General features: G+C 44.4%; 17 protein-coding genes. 7 read left to right on the top strand and 10 right to left on the bottom strand.

Features of this window, described 5'->3' with window-relative positions; genetic code table 11:
• Positions 1-42 precede the first annotated feature (42 nt).
• The 3 genes from RXX31_RS13935 to RXX31_RS13925 are packed head-to-tail and all read left to right on the top strand — an operon-like array spanning position 43 to position 1252.
• Positions 43-498, top strand: a complete 456-nt coding sequence (locus tag RXX31_RS13935; RefSeq protein WP_317590092.1) for a nitrate reductase cytochrome c-type subunit — start codon at positions 43-45, stop codon at positions 496-498.
• A gap of 28 nt (positions 499-526) precedes the next feature.
• Positions 527-1105 (top strand): NapC/NirT family cytochrome c, encoded by a 579-nt coding sequence (locus RXX31_RS13930; RefSeq protein WP_317590089.1) that lies wholly within the window; start codon positions 527-529, stop codon positions 1103-1105.
• Between the two features lie 12 nt (positions 1106-1117).
• Positions 1118-1252 (top strand): TIGR02808 family protein, encoded by a 135-nt coding sequence (locus RXX31_RS13925; protein WP_317590088.1) that lies wholly within the window; start codon positions 1118-1120, stop codon positions 1250-1252.
• Between the two features lie 197 nt (positions 1253-1449).
• Here RXX31_RS13925 and phaC read toward each other — a convergent pair whose 3' ends face one another.
• The 4 genes from phaC to RXX31_RS13905 form a co-directional block, all read right to left on the bottom strand.
• Entirely contained in the window at positions 1450-3219 is a 1770-nt protein-coding gene (phaC, locus tag RXX31_RS13920) for a class I poly(R)-hydroxyalkanoic acid synthase (RefSeq protein ID WP_317590086.1), read from the bottom strand.
• Positions 3220-3285: 66 nt separating this feature from the next.
• Entirely contained in the window at positions 3286-3633 is a 348-nt protein-coding gene (locus RXX31_RS13915) for a phasin family protein (protein WP_317590084.1), read from the bottom strand.
• Between the two features lie 45 nt (positions 3634-3678).
• Positions 3679-4887 carry an acetyl-CoA C-acetyltransferase gene (locus RXX31_RS13910; protein WP_317590083.1) on the bottom strand — a complete coding sequence of 403 codons (1209 nt, stop codon included), beginning with the start codon at positions 4885-4887 and terminating at the stop codon, positions 3679-3681.
• Positions 4888-4899: 12 nt separating this feature from the next.
• Complete coding sequence (locus tag RXX31_RS13905) at positions 4900-5640, bottom strand: SDR family oxidoreductase (protein ID WP_317590082.1); 741 nt, start codon at positions 5638-5640, stop codon at positions 4900-4902.
• A 722-nt stretch (positions 5641-6362) separates the two neighbouring features.
• Here RXX31_RS13905 and RXX31_RS13900 point away from each other — a divergent pair.
• Positions 6363-6983 carry a LysE family translocator gene (locus RXX31_RS13900; RefSeq protein ID WP_317590081.1) on the top strand — a complete coding sequence of 207 codons (621 nt, stop codon included), beginning with the start codon at positions 6363-6365 and terminating at the stop codon, positions 6981-6983.
• Positions 6984-7219: 236 nt separating this feature from the next.
• On the opposite strand, the gene secF is transcribed toward RXX31_RS13900, so the two are convergent.
• The 4 genes from secF to RXX31_RS13880 form a co-directional block, all read right to left on the bottom strand.
• Positions 7220-8122: a protein translocase subunit SecF gene (secF, locus tag RXX31_RS13895; RefSeq protein WP_317590079.1), complete on the bottom strand. Its 903-nt coding sequence runs from the start codon at positions 8120-8122 to the stop codon at positions 7220-7222.
• A gap of 2 nt (positions 8123-8124) precedes the next feature.
• The gene (secD, locus tag RXX31_RS13890; protein ID WP_317590078.1) at positions 8125-9963 is read right to left on the bottom strand and encodes a protein translocase subunit SecD; all 1839 of its coding nucleotides are present in this window, start codon (positions 9961-9963) and stop codon (positions 8125-8127) included.
• 170 nt (positions 9964-10133) lie between these two features.
• Positions 10134-10604 (bottom strand): hypothetical protein, encoded by a 471-nt coding sequence (locus RXX31_RS13885; RefSeq protein WP_317590077.1) that lies wholly within the window; start codon positions 10602-10604, stop codon positions 10134-10136.
• Between the two features lie 338 nt (positions 10605-10942).
• Positions 10943-11611 (bottom strand): SH3 domain-containing protein, encoded by a 669-nt coding sequence (locus tag RXX31_RS13880; RefSeq protein ID WP_317590075.1) that lies wholly within the window; start codon positions 11609-11611, stop codon positions 10943-10945.
• 104 nt (positions 11612-11715) lie between these two features.
• On the opposite strand from RXX31_RS13880, the gene RXX31_RS13875 reads away from it, so the two are divergent.
• Positions 11716-12282, top strand: a complete 567-nt coding sequence (locus tag RXX31_RS13875) for an ATPase (RefSeq protein WP_317590074.1) — start codon at positions 11716-11718, stop codon at positions 12280-12282.
• A 439-nt stretch (positions 12283-12721) separates the two neighbouring features.
• On the opposite strand, the gene RXX31_RS13870 is transcribed toward RXX31_RS13875, so the two are convergent.
• Entirely contained in the window at positions 12722-13177 is a 456-nt protein-coding gene (locus tag RXX31_RS13870) for an Lrp/AsnC family transcriptional regulator (protein ID WP_317590072.1), read from the bottom strand.
• A 149-nt stretch (positions 13178-13326) separates the two neighbouring features.
• On the opposite strand from RXX31_RS13870, the gene RXX31_RS13865 reads away from it, so the two are divergent.
• Together RXX31_RS13865 and RXX31_RS13860 are read left to right on the top strand one after the other, a co-directional pair.
• On the top strand, positions 13327-14253 hold the full coding sequence (locus RXX31_RS13865) for a DMT family transporter (protein WP_317590070.1): 927 nt from the start codon (positions 13327-13329) through the stop codon (positions 14251-14253).
• A gap of 232 nt (positions 14254-14485) precedes the next feature.
• Positions 14486-15148, top strand: coding sequence for a flagellar brake protein (locus tag RXX31_RS13860; RefSeq protein WP_317590068.1), 663 nt, complete (start codon positions 14486-14488; stop codon positions 15146-15148).
• Between the two features lie 21 nt (positions 15149-15169).
• Here RXX31_RS13860 and RXX31_RS13855 read toward each other — a convergent pair whose 3' ends face one another.
• Positions 15170-16207: a DUF2955 domain-containing protein gene (locus RXX31_RS13855; protein WP_317590066.1), complete on the bottom strand. Its 1038-nt coding sequence runs from the start codon at positions 16205-16207 to the stop codon at positions 15170-15172.
• Between the last annotated feature and the right edge of the window lie 3 nt (positions 16208-16210).

Raw genomic sequence — 16210 nt, 5'->3', positions numbered from 1 at the left:
GGCCTGAAAAAGAATTTAAGCCATAAAGGCGGAGAAGAAATGATGAAAAAATTACTTGTCGCACTTCTATCTGTAGGTGCTTTAGTGACAGGCATTGCACAAGCTGAGTTAGATAATCCGGGAGGCACCGGCGGTTTAGAGTCTCTTCGCGGCATGTCTCAACTGGAAGATACTCGCGCTGCTGACGAGTTCAAAGATTTCCCAAAAGATCAAATCGTTGAAGACAGCTTTGTTTACCAACCACCGTTGATTCCGCATAGTATCCGTAACTATGAGGTCTCTTTGAACGCCAATAAATGTCTTGCCTGCCATAGTTGGAAAAACGCCAAGGCCTCTGGTGCAACAAAAATTAGCGTAACCCACTATGTTAGCCGTGAAGACGCGGTGCTGGCTGATGTCTCTCCTCGTCGCTTCTTCTGTTTGCAATGTCACGTTCCGCAAACGGATGCGAAGCCGCTAGTGGAAAATGAATTCCAATCCGTAGATTCACTTCAGTAATTGAAACGCAAGTGCTAAGAGGTTACTTATGAAAATACTTAAAGCGTTTTGGAATAGACTGAAGAGCCCGAGCAAAGCTGCCGCTGGTGTGGTTTTATTCCTAGGTTTTGCTGGCGGTCTGCTATTTTGGGGCGCATTTAACACCGGGATGGAAGCGACGAATACCGAAGAGTTCTGTTCTGGCTGTCACGCGCCAATCGTTGCTGAAATCAGAGAGACTATCCACTATTCAAACCGTTCTGGGGTCCGCGCTATCTGTTCAGACTGCCACGTTCCGCATGAATGGACAGATAAGATTGTACGTAAGGTCCAGGCTTCCAAAGAATTGTTTGCTCACTATGTGCTTCGTACCATTGATACGCCGGAGAAATTCCAGGAACGTCGCGGACATTTGGCAGAGCGTGAATGGGCACGTATGAAGAAGAATGACTCTTTAGAGTGCCGTAACTGCCATGAGTTCGACTATATGGACTATTCACAACAAGGCTCTCGTGCTTCTGCTCAACACTCAACTGCGTTGGCTTCAGGCGATAAAACCTGTGTCGATTGTCATAAAGGTATCGCACACAAACTACCTGATATGCACGGCGTAGAAGGCTGGCAATAAGGAGAACTGACCATGAGTACACTAGAATCTGTGATTTGGCACATCCTTGGATACAGCGCAATGCCAGTAATTATCCTGTCTGGCTTTGTTGGCGTCGCTGCGGTTTCTCTGTGGGTATTGTCGCTAGGTAAAGATAAGAACCAGTAATCCAAGAACCTCAAGAACCTAATGCATGGGCACCTTTAACTACTTTGTCCATGTAATCACTAACGAGACAGCGCTGAGCAGAAACTCAGCGCTTTTGCGTTTTTAGACTTTTTTTTTGACAATAAAAAAAAGCGACCACGAGGGCCGCTAAAAGTATCGCCAAATTTTATGCTAAAGGAAACAATGACCGTTCAAGCTTATTTCACAGGCAGTACCTGTTTCACATAAGTTCCCGGCGCTTCGTCAATCACTGGATTGTCTTCAGAGCCGACAGGGAATGGTTCAACTTGTTCTTTTGGATTGAACTGAAGTAGCCATTCGTTCCAATGCGTCCACCAAGACCCATCTTTACGTTCTGCATTACTGAGCCATTCTTCGGCAGACTCATCTAGCGTATCGTTGAGCCAATAGCCATATTTACCCTTAGACGGAGGGTTAACAATACCCGCAATGTGTCCCGACTCACCAAGAACGAAAGTCTTATTACCGCCGGTGTTCAGAGCACCACGGTACGTCCCCTGCCAAAGCGCAATATGGTCTTCTTTCGTCGATACAAAATAACTTGGGATTTTGATCTTATTCAAATCCATCCACACGCCACCAATTTTCACGCCTTTATCTTGTATCAGTTTGTTTTCCAAATAGAGCTCTCGAAGCAGGAAGTTGTGCGCGGCTGCACTGACGTTGGTACTGTCGCTGTTCCAGTACAACAAGTCGAAATCTACAGGACTGTTACCTTTTAAGTAGTTGTCCACGTAGTAGTTCCAGTACAAGCTGTTTTCACGCAGCAAACTGAACGTCACACTTAAAGAGCGACCATCCATGTAGCCTTTCGCATTGTTCTGCGCTTCGATCGCACTGATGATCACATCATTGATATAAGCACCAACCTCTCCCGGCTGAGAAAAGTCGAGTAGCGTCGTAAAGAACGTTGCGGACTTAATGCGTTTTTTCATTCGCTTAGCCGCGTAATACGCAACCGTACTAGCAAGAACCGTCCCGCCAATACAGTAGCCAACCGCATTGATCTGCTCTTGACCGGTAATGTCCTCGATCGCTGCTACGGCTTTCACAACACCTTCGGTTACGTAGTCACCAAACTCAACTTCGGCTTGCTCTTTGCCAGGGTTACGCCAGGACATCATAAATACGCTGTGTCCTTGCTCTAGCAGCCAACGAACCATCGAGTTTTTCTCGGTGAGGTCCAAGATGTAGTACTTGTTGATGAACGGGGGGACGATCAATAGCGGCGTTGCGTTGACCTTCTCCGTTAGCGGGCGGTATTGGATCAGCTCAAACAGTTCGTTCTTGAAAACCACATCGCCCGCGGTGGTTGCGACATCTTCGCCTACACGGAACGCATTGTTGTTGGTCATACGGATTTTCAAAATATCCGCGCTCGACTCAACGTCTTCTTTAAACTGCTCCAAACCGGCTAAGAGGTTTTGACCGTTTTGTTCAAGTGTTAGCTTTAGAAGCTCTGGATTGGTTGCGATGAAGTTAGATGGGGAAAGGGCATTAATCGCCTGGCGGGAAAAGAACGTAATTCGTTCTTTCGCCTTTTCATCTAAGCCTTCTATTGACTCGATGGTATCCAGGTACGTCTTACTAAAGAGTAGATAAGATTGCTTGATAAAGCTGTACATCGCCTCATTTTGCCAATCCTCATGAGAGAAACGTTTATCGCCCCTATCCGCTTCTATTGTTTGCGTCTGGTTGCCCGCCAGAACGACGTTCTGCCAGATTTTTAACTGCTGCTCCCACCACTCTGCCTGCAGTTTAAGAATCGCAGCGGGTTGATTGGCAGCTTGTTCAAACAGTTTGGCAGTGTCCTCAAAGTTCACTTCTTGCATAGCCTTGTTCAAAGGAGAATTCACGACTGCCTTGTTGACTTCGAAATCATGCCACCATTGTTGATTGGTTTCCTGAAGCTTTACAAGATAGTCCGAAAAGAAGTGTTGAAACATAGTCTTACTCCTATATTCGGAAAAAACAACGCCGCCCAAATTTAGGGGCGGCGAGAATCGGACAAATTACGCTGGAGTAACAGTCTTAAGATTTTCCGAAGTCATTTCCTCAACGTCTTCTTTGAATTCTTTTGCGATAGCTTGCAGCTTGTTGCTGTCATCCATCATTTGTTGAGAAAGCTTAGTCAGTACGCTTAACTGCTGGCTATTGAACGCAGTAAGAGAAGTCACGTCTTTGATTTCTGACGCCGCTTTCATTTGGGCAATGCCCATTTCACTGTACGTGCGCATCGCGTTAAGTTGAAGCTCAGTTAGTACTTCAACGTTTTTAGTCACAAGCTTGTTAAACTTCATGTAAGGTTCTAGCGTTTTTTCTGTTTGATCGCTGAATGTTTTGAAAAAATCAGTGTACATGGTGTATCTCCTAGATAAATGAATATAAATGTCCGTTTAAAAAAATTACTTAATTGCTTTTAGAATGACAGCTGTCCCCATACCGCCGCCCACACACAATGAAGCCACACCGTATTGGGCGTCCTGCTTATGAAGTTCGTGAACTAAAGTGACCAGGATTCGGTTACCTGATGCACCAAGTGGGTGGCCTAATGCAATCGCTCCACCGTTAAAGTTAGCCTTGTCTTGAATCGCACTGACTGATACTTGGTTGGTTTCAGCCAACTGATGAATCACACCGAGAGCCTGAGCAGCAAACGCTTCATTCAACTCGTATACGTCAATATCCTGAATAGTTAGGTCTGCTTTCTTCAGCGCTTTATTCACCGATTCAACGGGTCCGAGACCCATGATCTTCGGATCGAGGCCTGACTGCGCGTAGCTCACAATCTCAGCCAAAGGTGTTAAACCATGAGCCTGTACTGCGCTTTCTGATGCCACGATTATCGCACTCGCACCATCGTTGATCCCCGAAGCGTTACCCGCGGTGACCGTACCTTCACGGTCAAATGCAGGTCGAAGCTTACTCAACCCCTCCAGTGTCGCATTGGCTTTCGGGTATTCGTCAGTATCGAAAAGAACCGTTTCACGGCGCTGTTTCACTTCCACTGGCACGATTTCATCTTTGAATTTACCCGCTTCAATCGCTGCGACTGCTTTTTGCTGGCTGGCTAAGGCAAACGCGTCTTGCTGCTCACGAGTGATACCCACTTCCTTCGCCACATTTTCCGCAGTTACGCCCATATGGTACTGGTTATAAATATCCGTCAACCCGTCGGTGATGAGCAAATCTTTCATTTCCATATTGCCCATTCTGTTACCATCTCGGATGCTACTCGGCACCGTGAACGGGATCTGAGACATCACTTCAACACCCGCTGCGACGACGACTTGCGCATCCCCGCTACGAATGTGCGAGACGGCTTCCATCACGGTTTTCATGCCGCTACCACAAACCATGTTGAGACTATAGGCAGGAACCGATTCAGGAATCCCGGCAAATAAGGCGGCTTGACGGCCAACACCCATGCCTTGGCCTGCACTGACAACATTACCGACTATGACTTCATCGATCTTGTCGCTACCCAACTTTGAAGCTTCGAGTGCGCCTTTAATAGCGACGGCTGCAAGATCACCCGCCGAGGTATTTTTTAGACTGCCACCAAATGCACCAATCGGTGTACGCTTTGCTGCTACGATATAAACTTTTTCCATTTTCTAGACCCCTTAGTGCATGTACAGACCGCCGTTCACCGACAGCGTTTCGCCGGTGATATACGCCCCTGCATCACTCACTAAAAAGCTAACGGATGCTGCAATTTCTTCGGGTGTTGCTAATCGCTTCATTGGAATTTGATTGGTAATAGATTCCAACACCTCAGGTTTCATTTGCTCAACCATCGGAGTTCCGGTGTACCCAGGTGCAATGACATTGACGGTAACGCCTGAGCGTGCACCTTCGAAAGCCAACGCTTTAGAGAAACCAATCATGCCAGCTTTCGCTGCGGAGTAGTTCGCTTGACCAAACTGCCCTTTCAAACCGTTAACCGACGAAATATTGATGATGCGTCCACCGCCTTTCTCACACATTGCGGCGAAAATTGGCTGAGTGACATTGAACAAACTATTGAGGTTGGTATTGATAACGTCATGCCAAGATTCCGCCGTCATCTTCTTGAAGACACCATCACGAGTAATGCCCGCGTTGTTAACAACAACATCAAGCGTCCCTTCTTCTTGAAGCAGAAGTGCTAGCTTTTCTGCACATTGAGCAGTGTCGGTAACGTCTAACTCAAAAAGGCGAACCTGGTCTTTAGTAAACCCTTTGCTGTTAAACCACTCAAGCGCACATTCGTAGTTGCCGGTGTTGTAGGTAGCAATGACGCGGTAACCGTCATTGACTAGTTGAGAGGAAATTGCGGAACCAATTCCGCCTTTTGACCCGGTGATCAAAGCGACTTTATTCATTGACGACTCCATTCTTTATCGGAAAATAAAACAAACTACTAATTACAAAATCGAATTGTTTAATAATTTATTCGGCAGAAATCCTTTACTGCCTTTTATTTTAATTTAATCCAAAAGTATTACATTTCAAATAATACTATAGTCTATTTTCGTATTATTGATTTAGATCTCACAAACAATGAAAGGTTAAATAATTGTTAAATTGGAAGAATTTGGATGTAATGCATTGTTTTTTAATGAAAAACACCTTAAGCAAAACCAGCCCAAAACAAATAAAAACCTTTAAAATCATAATCTTGCATAAATAAAAACAAATTACACCATTTAATGAAATAAGATCATATTGAATATTTTTCGAGAGTTTTATAAACAAAAAATAGAGTATTAGTTCAAAATTAATTATTGATTATATTACTGTAAACGTTTAACACGTTTAAAACAGCACCTTTGGTTTCGTAATTAAACTTGGAATATGAACTGTAAAAGAGAACTATTACTAATAATTAATTTATAACTATAACAATCAAATTAAAACCTTAGCTCCGAGTTGGTGCAAGCGCACTAATATGACGCGATGATTAAACATTGATGTATTTTACTTTAATATAATTAATTAAGTTCAATAATATAAATATAAAAGTGATTAAAAGTTAGTAGTAGCATCTGAAACGACTTTGCACTATCTTTGTGAGTCGTCCTTTATTAGCTAGTCGATACCACCTATGAATATGACATTGCTTAGTATGTTCATCCCTACCTTCTTTTTTGTCTCTATTACACCAGGGATGTGTATGACACTCGCACTCACGTTAGGAATGAGTGTCGGATATCGCCGCACACTGTGGATGATGGTAGGTGAACTCGCTGGCGTCGCGCTTGTTTCGGTATCCGCAGTACTGGGGATTGCCGCAATCATGCTTAATTACCCGTGGTTATTTGTCGCCCTTAAATTTATCGGTGGCGGCTATCTGCTCTATCTGGGCATTGAAATGTGGCGTTCACGAGGCAAACTTGCCATCAACCTAGAGACAGAGTCCACGTTGCCTCAAGGCAAATTGAATTTGGTTATTCAAGGTTTCGTGACCGCAATTGCGAACCCAAAAGGTTGGGCGTTTATGATTTCTCTACTCCCACCATTTATTGATCAGAATGCAGCGTTAGCGCCTCAATTGACCGTTTTAATCTCGATCATTCTGATGTTTGAATTCTTGTGCATGTCACTTTATGCAACCGGTGGGAAAGGATTAAAACGCGTATTAGGCCATTCAAAAAATGTCCGACTAATGAACCGAGTGGCAGGAACTTTGATGATGGGCGTTGGTGTTTGGCTATTAATGAGTTAAAGCTAGTCGCTTAACGCCTATAATCGGGTCATTCCAGCGAGACTAGGAATCTATTATCAGCAAGCTAAAACAATATAGGAATAATTTTGGCGGCAAAGTGCTCGGATAGAAGATTCTGAATCACGTTCCCTTCGTCGCTGTCCAGAATGACGGATGAGAATACCGTTTGCTGTTAAACAAACGGTATTAACTCTAAATGAGTGGCGTTTTTGCTTACCTACGAGCAAAAATATGCATTAAGGCGCGCTATCAATCTCTACTGGTAAATAATGTTTTGGTTCCAGTTTCAGCCGCTCGGGTAAAACGGTACCAATTGAAATAGACGACCAAGTGCCCGATAGAACACCAATAAACATGGCGGTAGAAAACCCAGCCAATGCCGCACCGCCCATGATCCACAATGCTCCAACCGTGATTAACGTGGTTCCTGATGTCACCATGGTACGGGAGAACGTCGCAATAACGGCCTGATCATTGATCGCTTCTGTTTTCCAACTTTGCTTGGCGATCAATAACTCTCTGATTCGGTCAGCGATGATTATCGAGTCATTGAGAGAGTAACCAAGAATCGCCAAAATTGCGGCAAAAACGGTGAGGTTAAACTCCATCTGAGTAATCGCAAAGAAACCTAATACAAGTACCACATCGTGCGCGAGGGCGAATAAAGAGCCACTGGCTAAACGCCATTCAAAGCGGAAACATAAATAAGCCAAGATGGTTAGTACCGAAACAAGCAGCGCCAGACCACCTTGCTCAAACAGATCCTGGCCAACTTGTGCTCCGACGATGCTGTTACTGACCACATCGACTTGATGCGAAATCGGCTTTAGTACATCCGCGACACTTGGTAGCTCTTGTCCTTGTTCTGGCGCTGAATAACGGATAACCCAGCGACCTTCTTCGCCAGAACGCGTCACAGAGGTCGATTCACCCAATTCAGGCTGCAACGCGCTGAGCAACTCTTGATTGGTTAACTGCTTGTCGATTTTAACTTCTGTTACCATGCCGCCAGTAAAATCGAGACCAAGATTGAGCCCTTTCATTGCTAACGCTGCTATCGCAATCACGGTTAGAGTTAATGACACCAAGGTAGTAAAGTAGCGAATTTTACGAATATGCTGCTGTAATTTTTTGACCATGATTAAACCCTCACATCACGACGGGCATCGCGGCCCCAAATTAAGTTGATCATTGCTCGAGAAGCAAATACGCCGGTAAACATACTGGTTAACAGACCCAAACCTAGCGTTAAAGCAAAGCCTTGGATCGGACCGTTACCTATGGCATACAAAATCACAGCGGTAATCATGGTAGTAATGTTGGCATCAAGGATGGTGGCAAATGCACTGTCAAAACCGAGATCAATAGCCTGAGCGAAGCTTCGACCTTCGCGCATTTTGTCCTTAATTCGTTCAAAGATAATCACGTTAGTGTCAACCGCCATGCCGACCGTAAGTACCAAACCAGCTATGCCCGGAAGAGTGAGAACCGCACCGGGTAACAAAGCGATCAATCCCAACAAACACAGCATGTTGGAACACAGAGCCACATTGGCAACCCAACCTAACCGGCGGTACCAAAGCGCCATGAAAGTCAGAGTTAGTCCCAAGCCTAAAGCGAGTGCTGCAAAGCCATTTTGAATATTTTCAGCACCAAGAGAAGCACCAATCGTGCGCTCTTCAACAATCGTGACCGGTGCTGTCAGAGAGCCAGCTCGCAGTAAAAGTGCCAGTTGCTGTGCTTCATCCATGCTTCCTGCACCAGTAATACGGAACTGGCTGCCGAGCTGAGATTGAATCGTCGCAACACTGATGACTCGTTCGTTACGCTCGGTTATACCGCGTTCATTCGTCTGATATTCACGGTAAACCGTCGCCATTGGCTTACCAATATGTGTGGCGGAAAAGTCACTCATTTTCTTACCACCAGCGTGGTCGAGAGAAATGTTGACTTCTGACATGCCCATTTTGTCGACACCAGCTCGGGCGTTCACAATGTGCTCACCCGTGAGTACCGGACGCTTGGTCAGTGTCACAGTCCGGCCGTCATTATCCTTGAGAACTAAATCGTGACTGCTTTGCGCTTTGCTAGCGTCTTTCACTTCATAGAAAGCCAGGCTGGCAGTAGCACCAATCACATTTTTCGCTTGCGCTGGATCTTGCACACCAGGAAGCTCAATGCGAATGCTCTCTTTGCCCTGACGCTGAACAAGCGCTTCAGTAATGCCCAACTCTTCAATTCGACCACGCATGATCTTCAGGTTCTGCTGTAACGTGGTTGACTGGAACTCCTGGATATTCTGTTCACTCGGCTCCAGCACAAAGCCTCTTGCAGAGCTCTTTGCCACCCAACCTGAGTAGTTTTGCTGCAAAAACTGGTTTACCTTAGCGAGTGCACTGTCACTATCGCTGTTAACAACAATACGATTACCATTTTCAGCGCGAACCTGAACGCCACGTATACGTTGATCACGTAGGTCGACTTTGATCTCATCGATCAAGGCGTCTCGCTGCTCTTCGAATGCTTTGTCCACATCAACATTCAATAGAAATTGCACACCACCACGAAGATCAAGGCCCAGCTTAATTGGGTTAAAGCCCAACTCGCTCAACCATTCTGGCGCGACAGAGACATAGGAGAAGCTGATGCTATCCTCTTTATCCAGCTGTTTATTAAGCACAGCACGAGCTTTACTTTGTGCACCTTCGCTGTCAAAAACGATGGTGGTTTTGCCATCCTTTTGGATGATTCTGTCAGTGGAAATATGGTTCGTTTTGAACAATTGATTGAGTTGTACCAGTGACATTTCACTCTGGTTGTGGTCAGAAAAGGTTACTTGGATCGATGGCTGCTCGCCGAACCAGGTCGGAATGGCGCTCAGCGTCAGAATAATGATTGTCGCGATAAGCACGACATATTTCCAAGCCGAATAGTGGTTTAGTAATTTTCTGCTTTTGGCTGGTTTTGGTGTTTTCTTCATATAAACATCATCCCTTCACCCTTAGGTGAAGATTTTAATTTGATCGTTTCAAGGCACGACAACCTACGCCTGGAAAATAAACCAGGATAAAGAATGCTCAGAACACAGATCTGTTCTGATGAATACCGTCGTCGTGTTGAGATTGCACATAATGTGCAGAGTGATGGTGTCTAGGCAGGAAACTGACTATTGAGAGCAACGTACATCGCATTAGTTTCTTTCCAACCAGAAAGGCGATAGTCGCTTGTGAAATGATGAAAAACGGACTGATTTTGACGCCAGTTGATATTAATGAGACTGTAACTATAACTGACATCAGCATAGAAAGGCGCATCTAGGTCGCCAACAAACTCAACATCTTCATCATCAAGCCCTTCTCGGACATGAGAGAGCCAGCGCTGCGAATTAAATATTGCTGATGTATCTGAATTTGCATGACCTTCAGAGGCAGGCGCGCGCGTGGATTCTTCAGAAAAATCATCGTCTGAAATTGGGGATGTGCTTGCAGCAACAAAAGGTTGTAGTTTACTGAAATGCGGTAAGTGAGCTTTCTGATCTGCTTGGGCAGTCGAAACATGCACTGGCAGCAATACCGTTGCAAGCAGCAGAAAAAATAATTTTCTTAGATAAATCAGAGGCATGAAATCTCACTAAAAGAAAAAACAAACCGAGTTAAAAACTAAATAAATTCTTAGCTTTAAACAAAATACGCAAACTAGTTCGTCATTCTGAACAGCGAGGAACGAGCGTAATTCAGAATCTACTATTAGAGAGCTTTGTTACTAAAGAGATGACTAAAACATCTCTACAAACTGATACTAGATTCCTAGTCTCGCTATGGCTCGCTGGAATGACACCAACAATTAACATTAAGTTTATAAACTCGACGCGGTCAATACTATGCCTATTGATCAAGCTGAACAACTAAAAAGATCTAAATCTCTGATTCCATCTTTGCCGTGACTTGAGCGCCTTGCGTTTATCGATAGAAGATTTCCTCACTATCAACGTCTAGGTAGATTTTATTCTCTTGCTCCAATCCACCACAGTAGATGAAATAGACATTGCGCTCCTTATAAGTCACGGAACGAACCCACCCGCCGAGTTCTGAGAAATCTTCTGGCTCACACGTATTATCGTCCAATAACAGCTGTGTCTTGCCACGGAATATATCCAGATTTTGTTTTAAATCGTCTGACTTTTGTAAATACCCATCGAGTATCTCTAAGCGCTCTTGTTCTTTAATCACAGGCTCAGCATCAGAAAGCCCTTTTGCATCTAACCATTCCGCCGTTTCTTCACCGCCGTCCTCATAAACGAGATAATCGGAGATGCGATACCAACCGTTAGACTTTTCCAAAACGACGACCTTTTCCCCTTTGTAGATCGTATCAACAACTAACGCGTTATGGTCTGGTTTGTTGTACGCGCTAACCTGGCGTTCAATCACGTAATACTCGGTCGTTTCAGGCGGTACAGATTCCAAATCCATGACAGGTTTTGACGCTTCTTCTTTTACTTGAGCTTTAGGAGAGGTCGCTTCGGCCGCCTGTTCAGGCTGATCCTTTTGCATAAAGAAGAAATAATAACCAAAACCAGCGCCTCCAAGCAGTAATACAGCCATCATCACGATAAGCGCTTTCTTCATATCTTTTCCCTTCTATTTTGGGCAAATATCCCAAAAGATACTTGATTATACTTCGCCAGCAATAAACTATAGTTAAAAGAGTCGCTTAACTAACGTGAATAATAATGATAAACAAGCTTAAATGGATACTTTTGCTTTTCGTCTTCCCATCGGTATGCTATTCAAATGTGCCATGCAACCCATCTTCATGGGAGGATAACCTTAATGAATTCAGTAGACTAGAGTCCAAGTACAATAAACATGTTAAAGTCTTCAACGCGCTTCTTGTGGAACATAAACAGCGACCACTGTTATCAAAGGAGTTTTCTCCCGACGAACTTGTGATGCTATGGCGTGTAAAGTCTCGTCGGGATATGCTCCAGACCCAACTCGACGCATCGATAAAATATCGCCAAGAATTAACGCATAAAGCCGGTGAAATCACCAAACTCAGTACACAATCTAAGTGGTCGGCCAACGGCTGGGAAAAATTAGCTCAAAGTTGTAAAGTAGCAGATGAAATGTCAAACCAGATCACCGCAGAGTGGTATCACAGTAATGCCACTCAACTGGCTGAAGACTATACTAAATTATCCTCACTTTATCTTGGTTTAGCCGCCGTCTACGATAGAGAAGCAACCGCATTAACATCTGCGAAACATAAAAGAAACACAAACACAGTTGCACAATAATCTGTCGCACCATTTTGAATCATTTGCATTCAACATGAACAGATTTAAGAGACACAGGTCACAATAATGCTTTACTTGTGGCTAATAATTGGTTACTTTAGTCGTTAATAAAGTTTAACAAATAGTCACAACTGGCTGGGATGATACTACAAAAAATGGTTATCAATCGATTAAGTAACAGGCAAGACCCTAATACTACTAAAGCCAAGTTTTTGTCAGTAGTTAGGCACGTAAAACAATTCGGTTCAATCAGTGATCTGGACCTTTGTAAAATCTTCGGAGAAACAATTTGGAGCGATGGGAGGGAATACCATTCAGCTGCTTTCTCATTTAAAGTAGATAGACGGACCGGCAATTGTGAAATATCACAATACAAAAAGCGCCAATAGCGCATAAAGAATCCTAAAGCGAAGTCAGTAAACAGACTTCGCTTTTTTGATCAAGCATAAACCGGAAGGCTCCCATTCCCCTTTACTTCTCGTATTGCTAAATGAGTATGAATGTCTTTGACGTTCTCCAGCCTCTGTAGTTTTCTGGTGAAGTTTTCATAGCCTTCAAGATCCTTACTGACCACTTCCAACAAGTAGTCGTACGCGCCCGAAACCACATGACACGAGATGACCTCGTCCATTTCAACGATCGAATATTCAAATTCATCAATCGAAGAGGCCTGGTGATTATTCAAGCTGACTTCAACGAATACCGTCATCGCGATACCAACCTTGCTGCGTGATAATATCGCCCGGTAACCATTAATCGCACCTTCCTGCTCAAGACGCTTGATTCGTCTTGCACACGGTGAAGGTGACAACCCGACTCGATCCGCGAGATCAGCCGTGGTCAATGTGGCGTCTTTTTGAATCAGGTTCAGAAGCTGCCTGTCTATTTTATCCATTTCTCTTCACTTGCCATATTTCATCAATAACTAGAGTTTATACGCGCTTTTTCACCAACATTAAAATAAATCACGTCACAAATTGCCACCATTGAGCGTCATTTTTATTCGACAATGAATACGTCGATAAACAATTGGATACCTTAAGCATGATTCTGGGATACGCAGCAATATTAGTGACGTTACTTCTTTGGTCCGGTTTTTTTATTTCTCTCAAAGCAGGCGCGATCTCAGTACTTCAACCCACAGATATCGCCTTGGTTCGATTTGTGATTCCAAGTGTGGTGTTATTACCTTTCGTCCTAAAACACAGGAAAACCATCTCGGCTATTCCCAATAAATACTTAACCGGCGTAGTCATTGGTAGTGGGCTGCCTTATTTAATGATTGTAGGTAGCGCGATGCACCTTGCTCCTGTCTCTCATGCCAGTGCACTCATCCCAGGCACATTACCGCTATTTGTCTCTACTATTGCCGTTATTTTTTATCAACAATCATTGAGCCAACACCGTTTATTTGGCCTTACCGCGGTATTATTGGGTATCTTTGTCTTCCTGTTTTCCAATATAGGGGCTGATTACAACTGGTCACAATTGCAAGGACATCTGTTATTTCTGACTGGCAGTTTAATATGGGCTGTCTTTACCATCAGCGCACGTGTCGCGAACCTAAATGCTCATGTGTGTGCTGGCTTTGTGGCGATTGCTTCACTGGCACTGCTTACCATCGCAGTCGGTTTTGGCTGGGCAGACAGCTATTTGGCTATTACGCCAATGAAGTACTGGCCTTGGAAAGAACTATTCGGACACGCTTTACTTCAAGGGGTAGGAGCAGGCTTGATCGCTTCCTATACTTTTATATACGCCATCCGAATCATTGGTGCCGAAGCCAGTGCCGCCTTTGGCTCTTTAACCCCTGTCGTGGCAACGCTACTCGCGATCCCAATCTTTGGTGAGCAACCGGATACTCTAACCTGGCTAGCACTGATGTTTGTAACCTGTGGCAGTATTATTGCGAGCCAGATATTTATGAAAAATGATCTTAGCCAGCCCTATCGCCCGCCTGTTCATCGTTAGAACGAGTTAGCCTTTTAAACAGATTGTTGTGACCACGAGTTTTACATTTTCTAATGTGAAATGATTAGACAAGTGGTCACTCAATAATCAATTTTTTGTATTAACGAGGATAGCATGGTGTTTAATGAGGTTAAAAAGCCCGAATAAGCAGTTATTTACTTAAAGTATGTTGCCTGAACAAATGGTGTTCTGCTAGCCTCCCAAACAATAAGGGATTAGATTACTTGACGATATGCCAGCAACGCACACCAAAGATAAACTGAGTCATTTTTTGAAACCAGGAACTAAGTTATCCATAGAGATGGAACTGGGTCCACAAAAGAGCAGTTCATACACTACAACTTATTTGGGCTTTAAGGAAAACGCCTACCTGATCATTGATATTCCAGCGAAACTACTCGAAGATCATGCGATCAGAAGGCTCAATAATGCCGATGTTGTTATTCGTGGTGTATCAGACACGGAACTGGGGCACGTTGTTGCGTTCAAATCCAGCGTCTTAACGCACGTTAGCCATCCATCCCCTCTTTTATTCGTCCGAATACCGACGACGTTTGCCACAAAACCCGTTCGCGAATTCGAGCGCTACAAGCTGAAAATGGACTGCACTATTGACCACAAGGGCAATCTTTACAGCGGAAGCCTAATTGACTTTTCACTAGCCGGGATCGGCATTTCTACCTTAATTGAGCCCGAGTTTCAGGTGGGTGATAACGTTACGATTACTTCAGCACTCAGTACCTATGTGGGCAACGATAATCCTTGCCTAATCGCGAATATCAAAAAGTTAACAAAGGGCTGGATGATTGGAATTAAGTTTGAGAAACCAATCACGATGACTGAGCAACTTAAAGTAGCGTTGCTGGAACCGTATTTTATGTCCAGCAACGTATAGAGCTAAAAGTGAATTGAACAGCTATTGTTCGCCAAAACGAGTCGCCTCAAATTGATTGAGCACTCGATGTACCATGTAGGTCACTAATAACGTCGCAACAATAGCAAACAGGATACTGCTCACCCGATAGAGCGCGCTAAAGATCAAATCACCGCCAGGACTTAAGTATTGACCAAATAAGATACCCAGCGTGGTTAACCCACCGAACCCCGCACCAGATCCACTCGATTCTTTAACGTGCATGTAACTAAAGATCATAGCGCCAATCCACAGCAGAGGCACGACGAATAGTAAAGTATCCGACCAGTCATAAAGCACCAGCTGACTGGTAATACCGAACGTCACGCCAAGCAACGTACCCATCGCTCTTTTACGAGCATAACCGAGGGCACCATTCCAATGCATCGGAAACAACAACAGTATCGTTGTTGCCTGAGCCGACAAAGAGTCGTTTAAGTCGAAAATCTGGAAAACCAGAAACGACGCCGTTACGATACTCGCTCCCATCAAGGCTTCATGACGCATGCGATGACTTTTCTTCGGCTCAGAGGGTCTGGCCGGTGGTTGACGAGGCTCTGCATCTGGGATCAGAAACGTCACTAAGTAAGCCACAATGACTGAGAGCACATTCGCTTCCAGATTACTGAAGATCAAATCATTGAGATCGGTACTCACATAACTGGAAAAGTGCAGCATGATACTCAGGTTCAGTACGCTACTAGCGCCAAACAGGAATAAACTGCCTTTGGACATACAAGCAAATTTGTACAGAAATAACCCAAAAGCAATCATCGTCATCATAAATGGATGACCGCCAAACAGTCCGCCGAGAATACCAACTTCAAGACCACAGACGACGGCTGCAAAAATCATCTGACGAGCGGCATGCAAGCTCATAACAGGTATCATCCCGAGTAGCAGCATAGGCGTCACAGTATAAAAGACACCGTAGTTCCAGCCGAACATTTTACAGATGGTAAAGCCTATCGTCGCGCCAGTAGCAATCCGTAGACACTGTCGGAGATCATTCTCCGACATGGGGTGGTCCCATAACTTCATACC

The sequence above is a fragment of the Vibrio sp. EA2 genome (assembly GCF_033042495.1).
In the GTDB taxonomy this organism is placed as follows: domain Bacteria; phylum Pseudomonadota; class Gammaproteobacteria; order Enterobacterales; family Vibrionaceae; genus Vibrio.
The sequence above is the reverse complement of the archived record's forward strand: the minus strand, read 5'-3'. Positions and strand labels throughout refer to the sequence as shown.

What these genes read in the sequence shown, in the direction of transcription:
- phaC (WP_317590086.1), bottom strand. Translation starts at nt 3,219, where the DNA reads ATGTTTCAACACTTCTTTTCGGACTATCTTGTAAAGCTTCAGGAAACC.
- RXX31_RS13900 (WP_317590081.1), top strand. Translation starts at nt 6,363, where the DNA reads ATGAATATGACATTGCTTAGTATGTTCATCCCTACCTTCTTTTTTGTC.
- RXX31_RS13880 (WP_317590075.1), bottom strand. Translation starts at nt 11,611, where the DNA reads ATGAAGAAAGCGCTTATCGTGATGATGGCTGTATTACTGCTTGGAGGC.
- RXX31_RS13875 (WP_317590074.1), top strand. Translation starts at nt 11,716, where the DNA reads ATGATAAACAAGCTTAAATGGATACTTTTGCTTTTCGTCTTCCCATCG.
- RXX31_RS13925 (WP_317590088.1), top strand. Translation starts at nt 1,118, where the DNA reads ATGAGTACACTAGAATCTGTGATTTGGCACATCCTTGGATACAGCGCA.
- RXX31_RS13855 (WP_317590066.1), bottom strand. Translation starts at nt 16,207, where the DNA reads ATGAAGTTATGGGACCACCCCATGTCGGAGAATGATCTCCGACAGTGT.
- RXX31_RS13870 (WP_317590072.1), bottom strand. Translation starts at nt 13,177, where the DNA reads ATGGATAAAATAGACAGGCAGCTTCTGAACCTGATTCAAAAAGACGCC.
- RXX31_RS13860 (WP_317590068.1), top strand. Translation starts at nt 14,486, where the DNA reads ATGCCAGCAACGCACACCAAAGATAAACTGAGTCATTTTTTGAAACCA.
- RXX31_RS13930 (WP_317590089.1), top strand. Translation starts at nt 527, where the DNA reads ATGAAAATACTTAAAGCGTTTTGGAATAGACTGAAGAGCCCGAGCAAA.
- RXX31_RS13935 (WP_317590092.1), top strand. Translation starts at nt 43, where the DNA reads ATGAAAAAATTACTTGTCGCACTTCTATCTGTAGGTGCTTTAGTGACA.
- RXX31_RS13905 (WP_317590082.1), bottom strand. Translation starts at nt 5,640, where the DNA reads ATGAATAAAGTCGCTTTGATCACCGGGTCAAAAGGCGGAATTGGTTCC.
- RXX31_RS13915 (WP_317590084.1), bottom strand. Translation starts at nt 3,633, where the DNA reads ATGTACACTGATTTTTTCAAAACATTCAGCGATCAAACAGAAAAAACG.
- RXX31_RS13910 (WP_317590083.1), bottom strand. Translation starts at nt 4,887, where the DNA reads ATGGAAAAAGTTTATATCGTAGCAGCAAAGCGTACACCGATTGGTGCA.
- secF (WP_317590079.1), bottom strand. Translation starts at nt 8,122, where the DNA reads ATGGTCAAAAAATTACAGCAGCATATTCGTAAAATTCGCTACTTTACT.
- RXX31_RS13885 (WP_317590077.1), bottom strand. Translation starts at nt 10,604, where the DNA reads ATGCCTCTGATTTATCTAAGAAAATTATTTTTTCTGCTGCTTGCAACG.
- secD (WP_317590078.1), bottom strand. Translation starts at nt 9,963, where the DNA reads ATGAAGAAAACACCAAAACCAGCCAAAAGCAGAAAATTACTAAACCAC.
- RXX31_RS13865 (WP_317590070.1), top strand. Translation starts at nt 13,327, where the DNA reads ATGATTCTGGGATACGCAGCAATATTAGTGACGTTACTTCTTTGGTCC.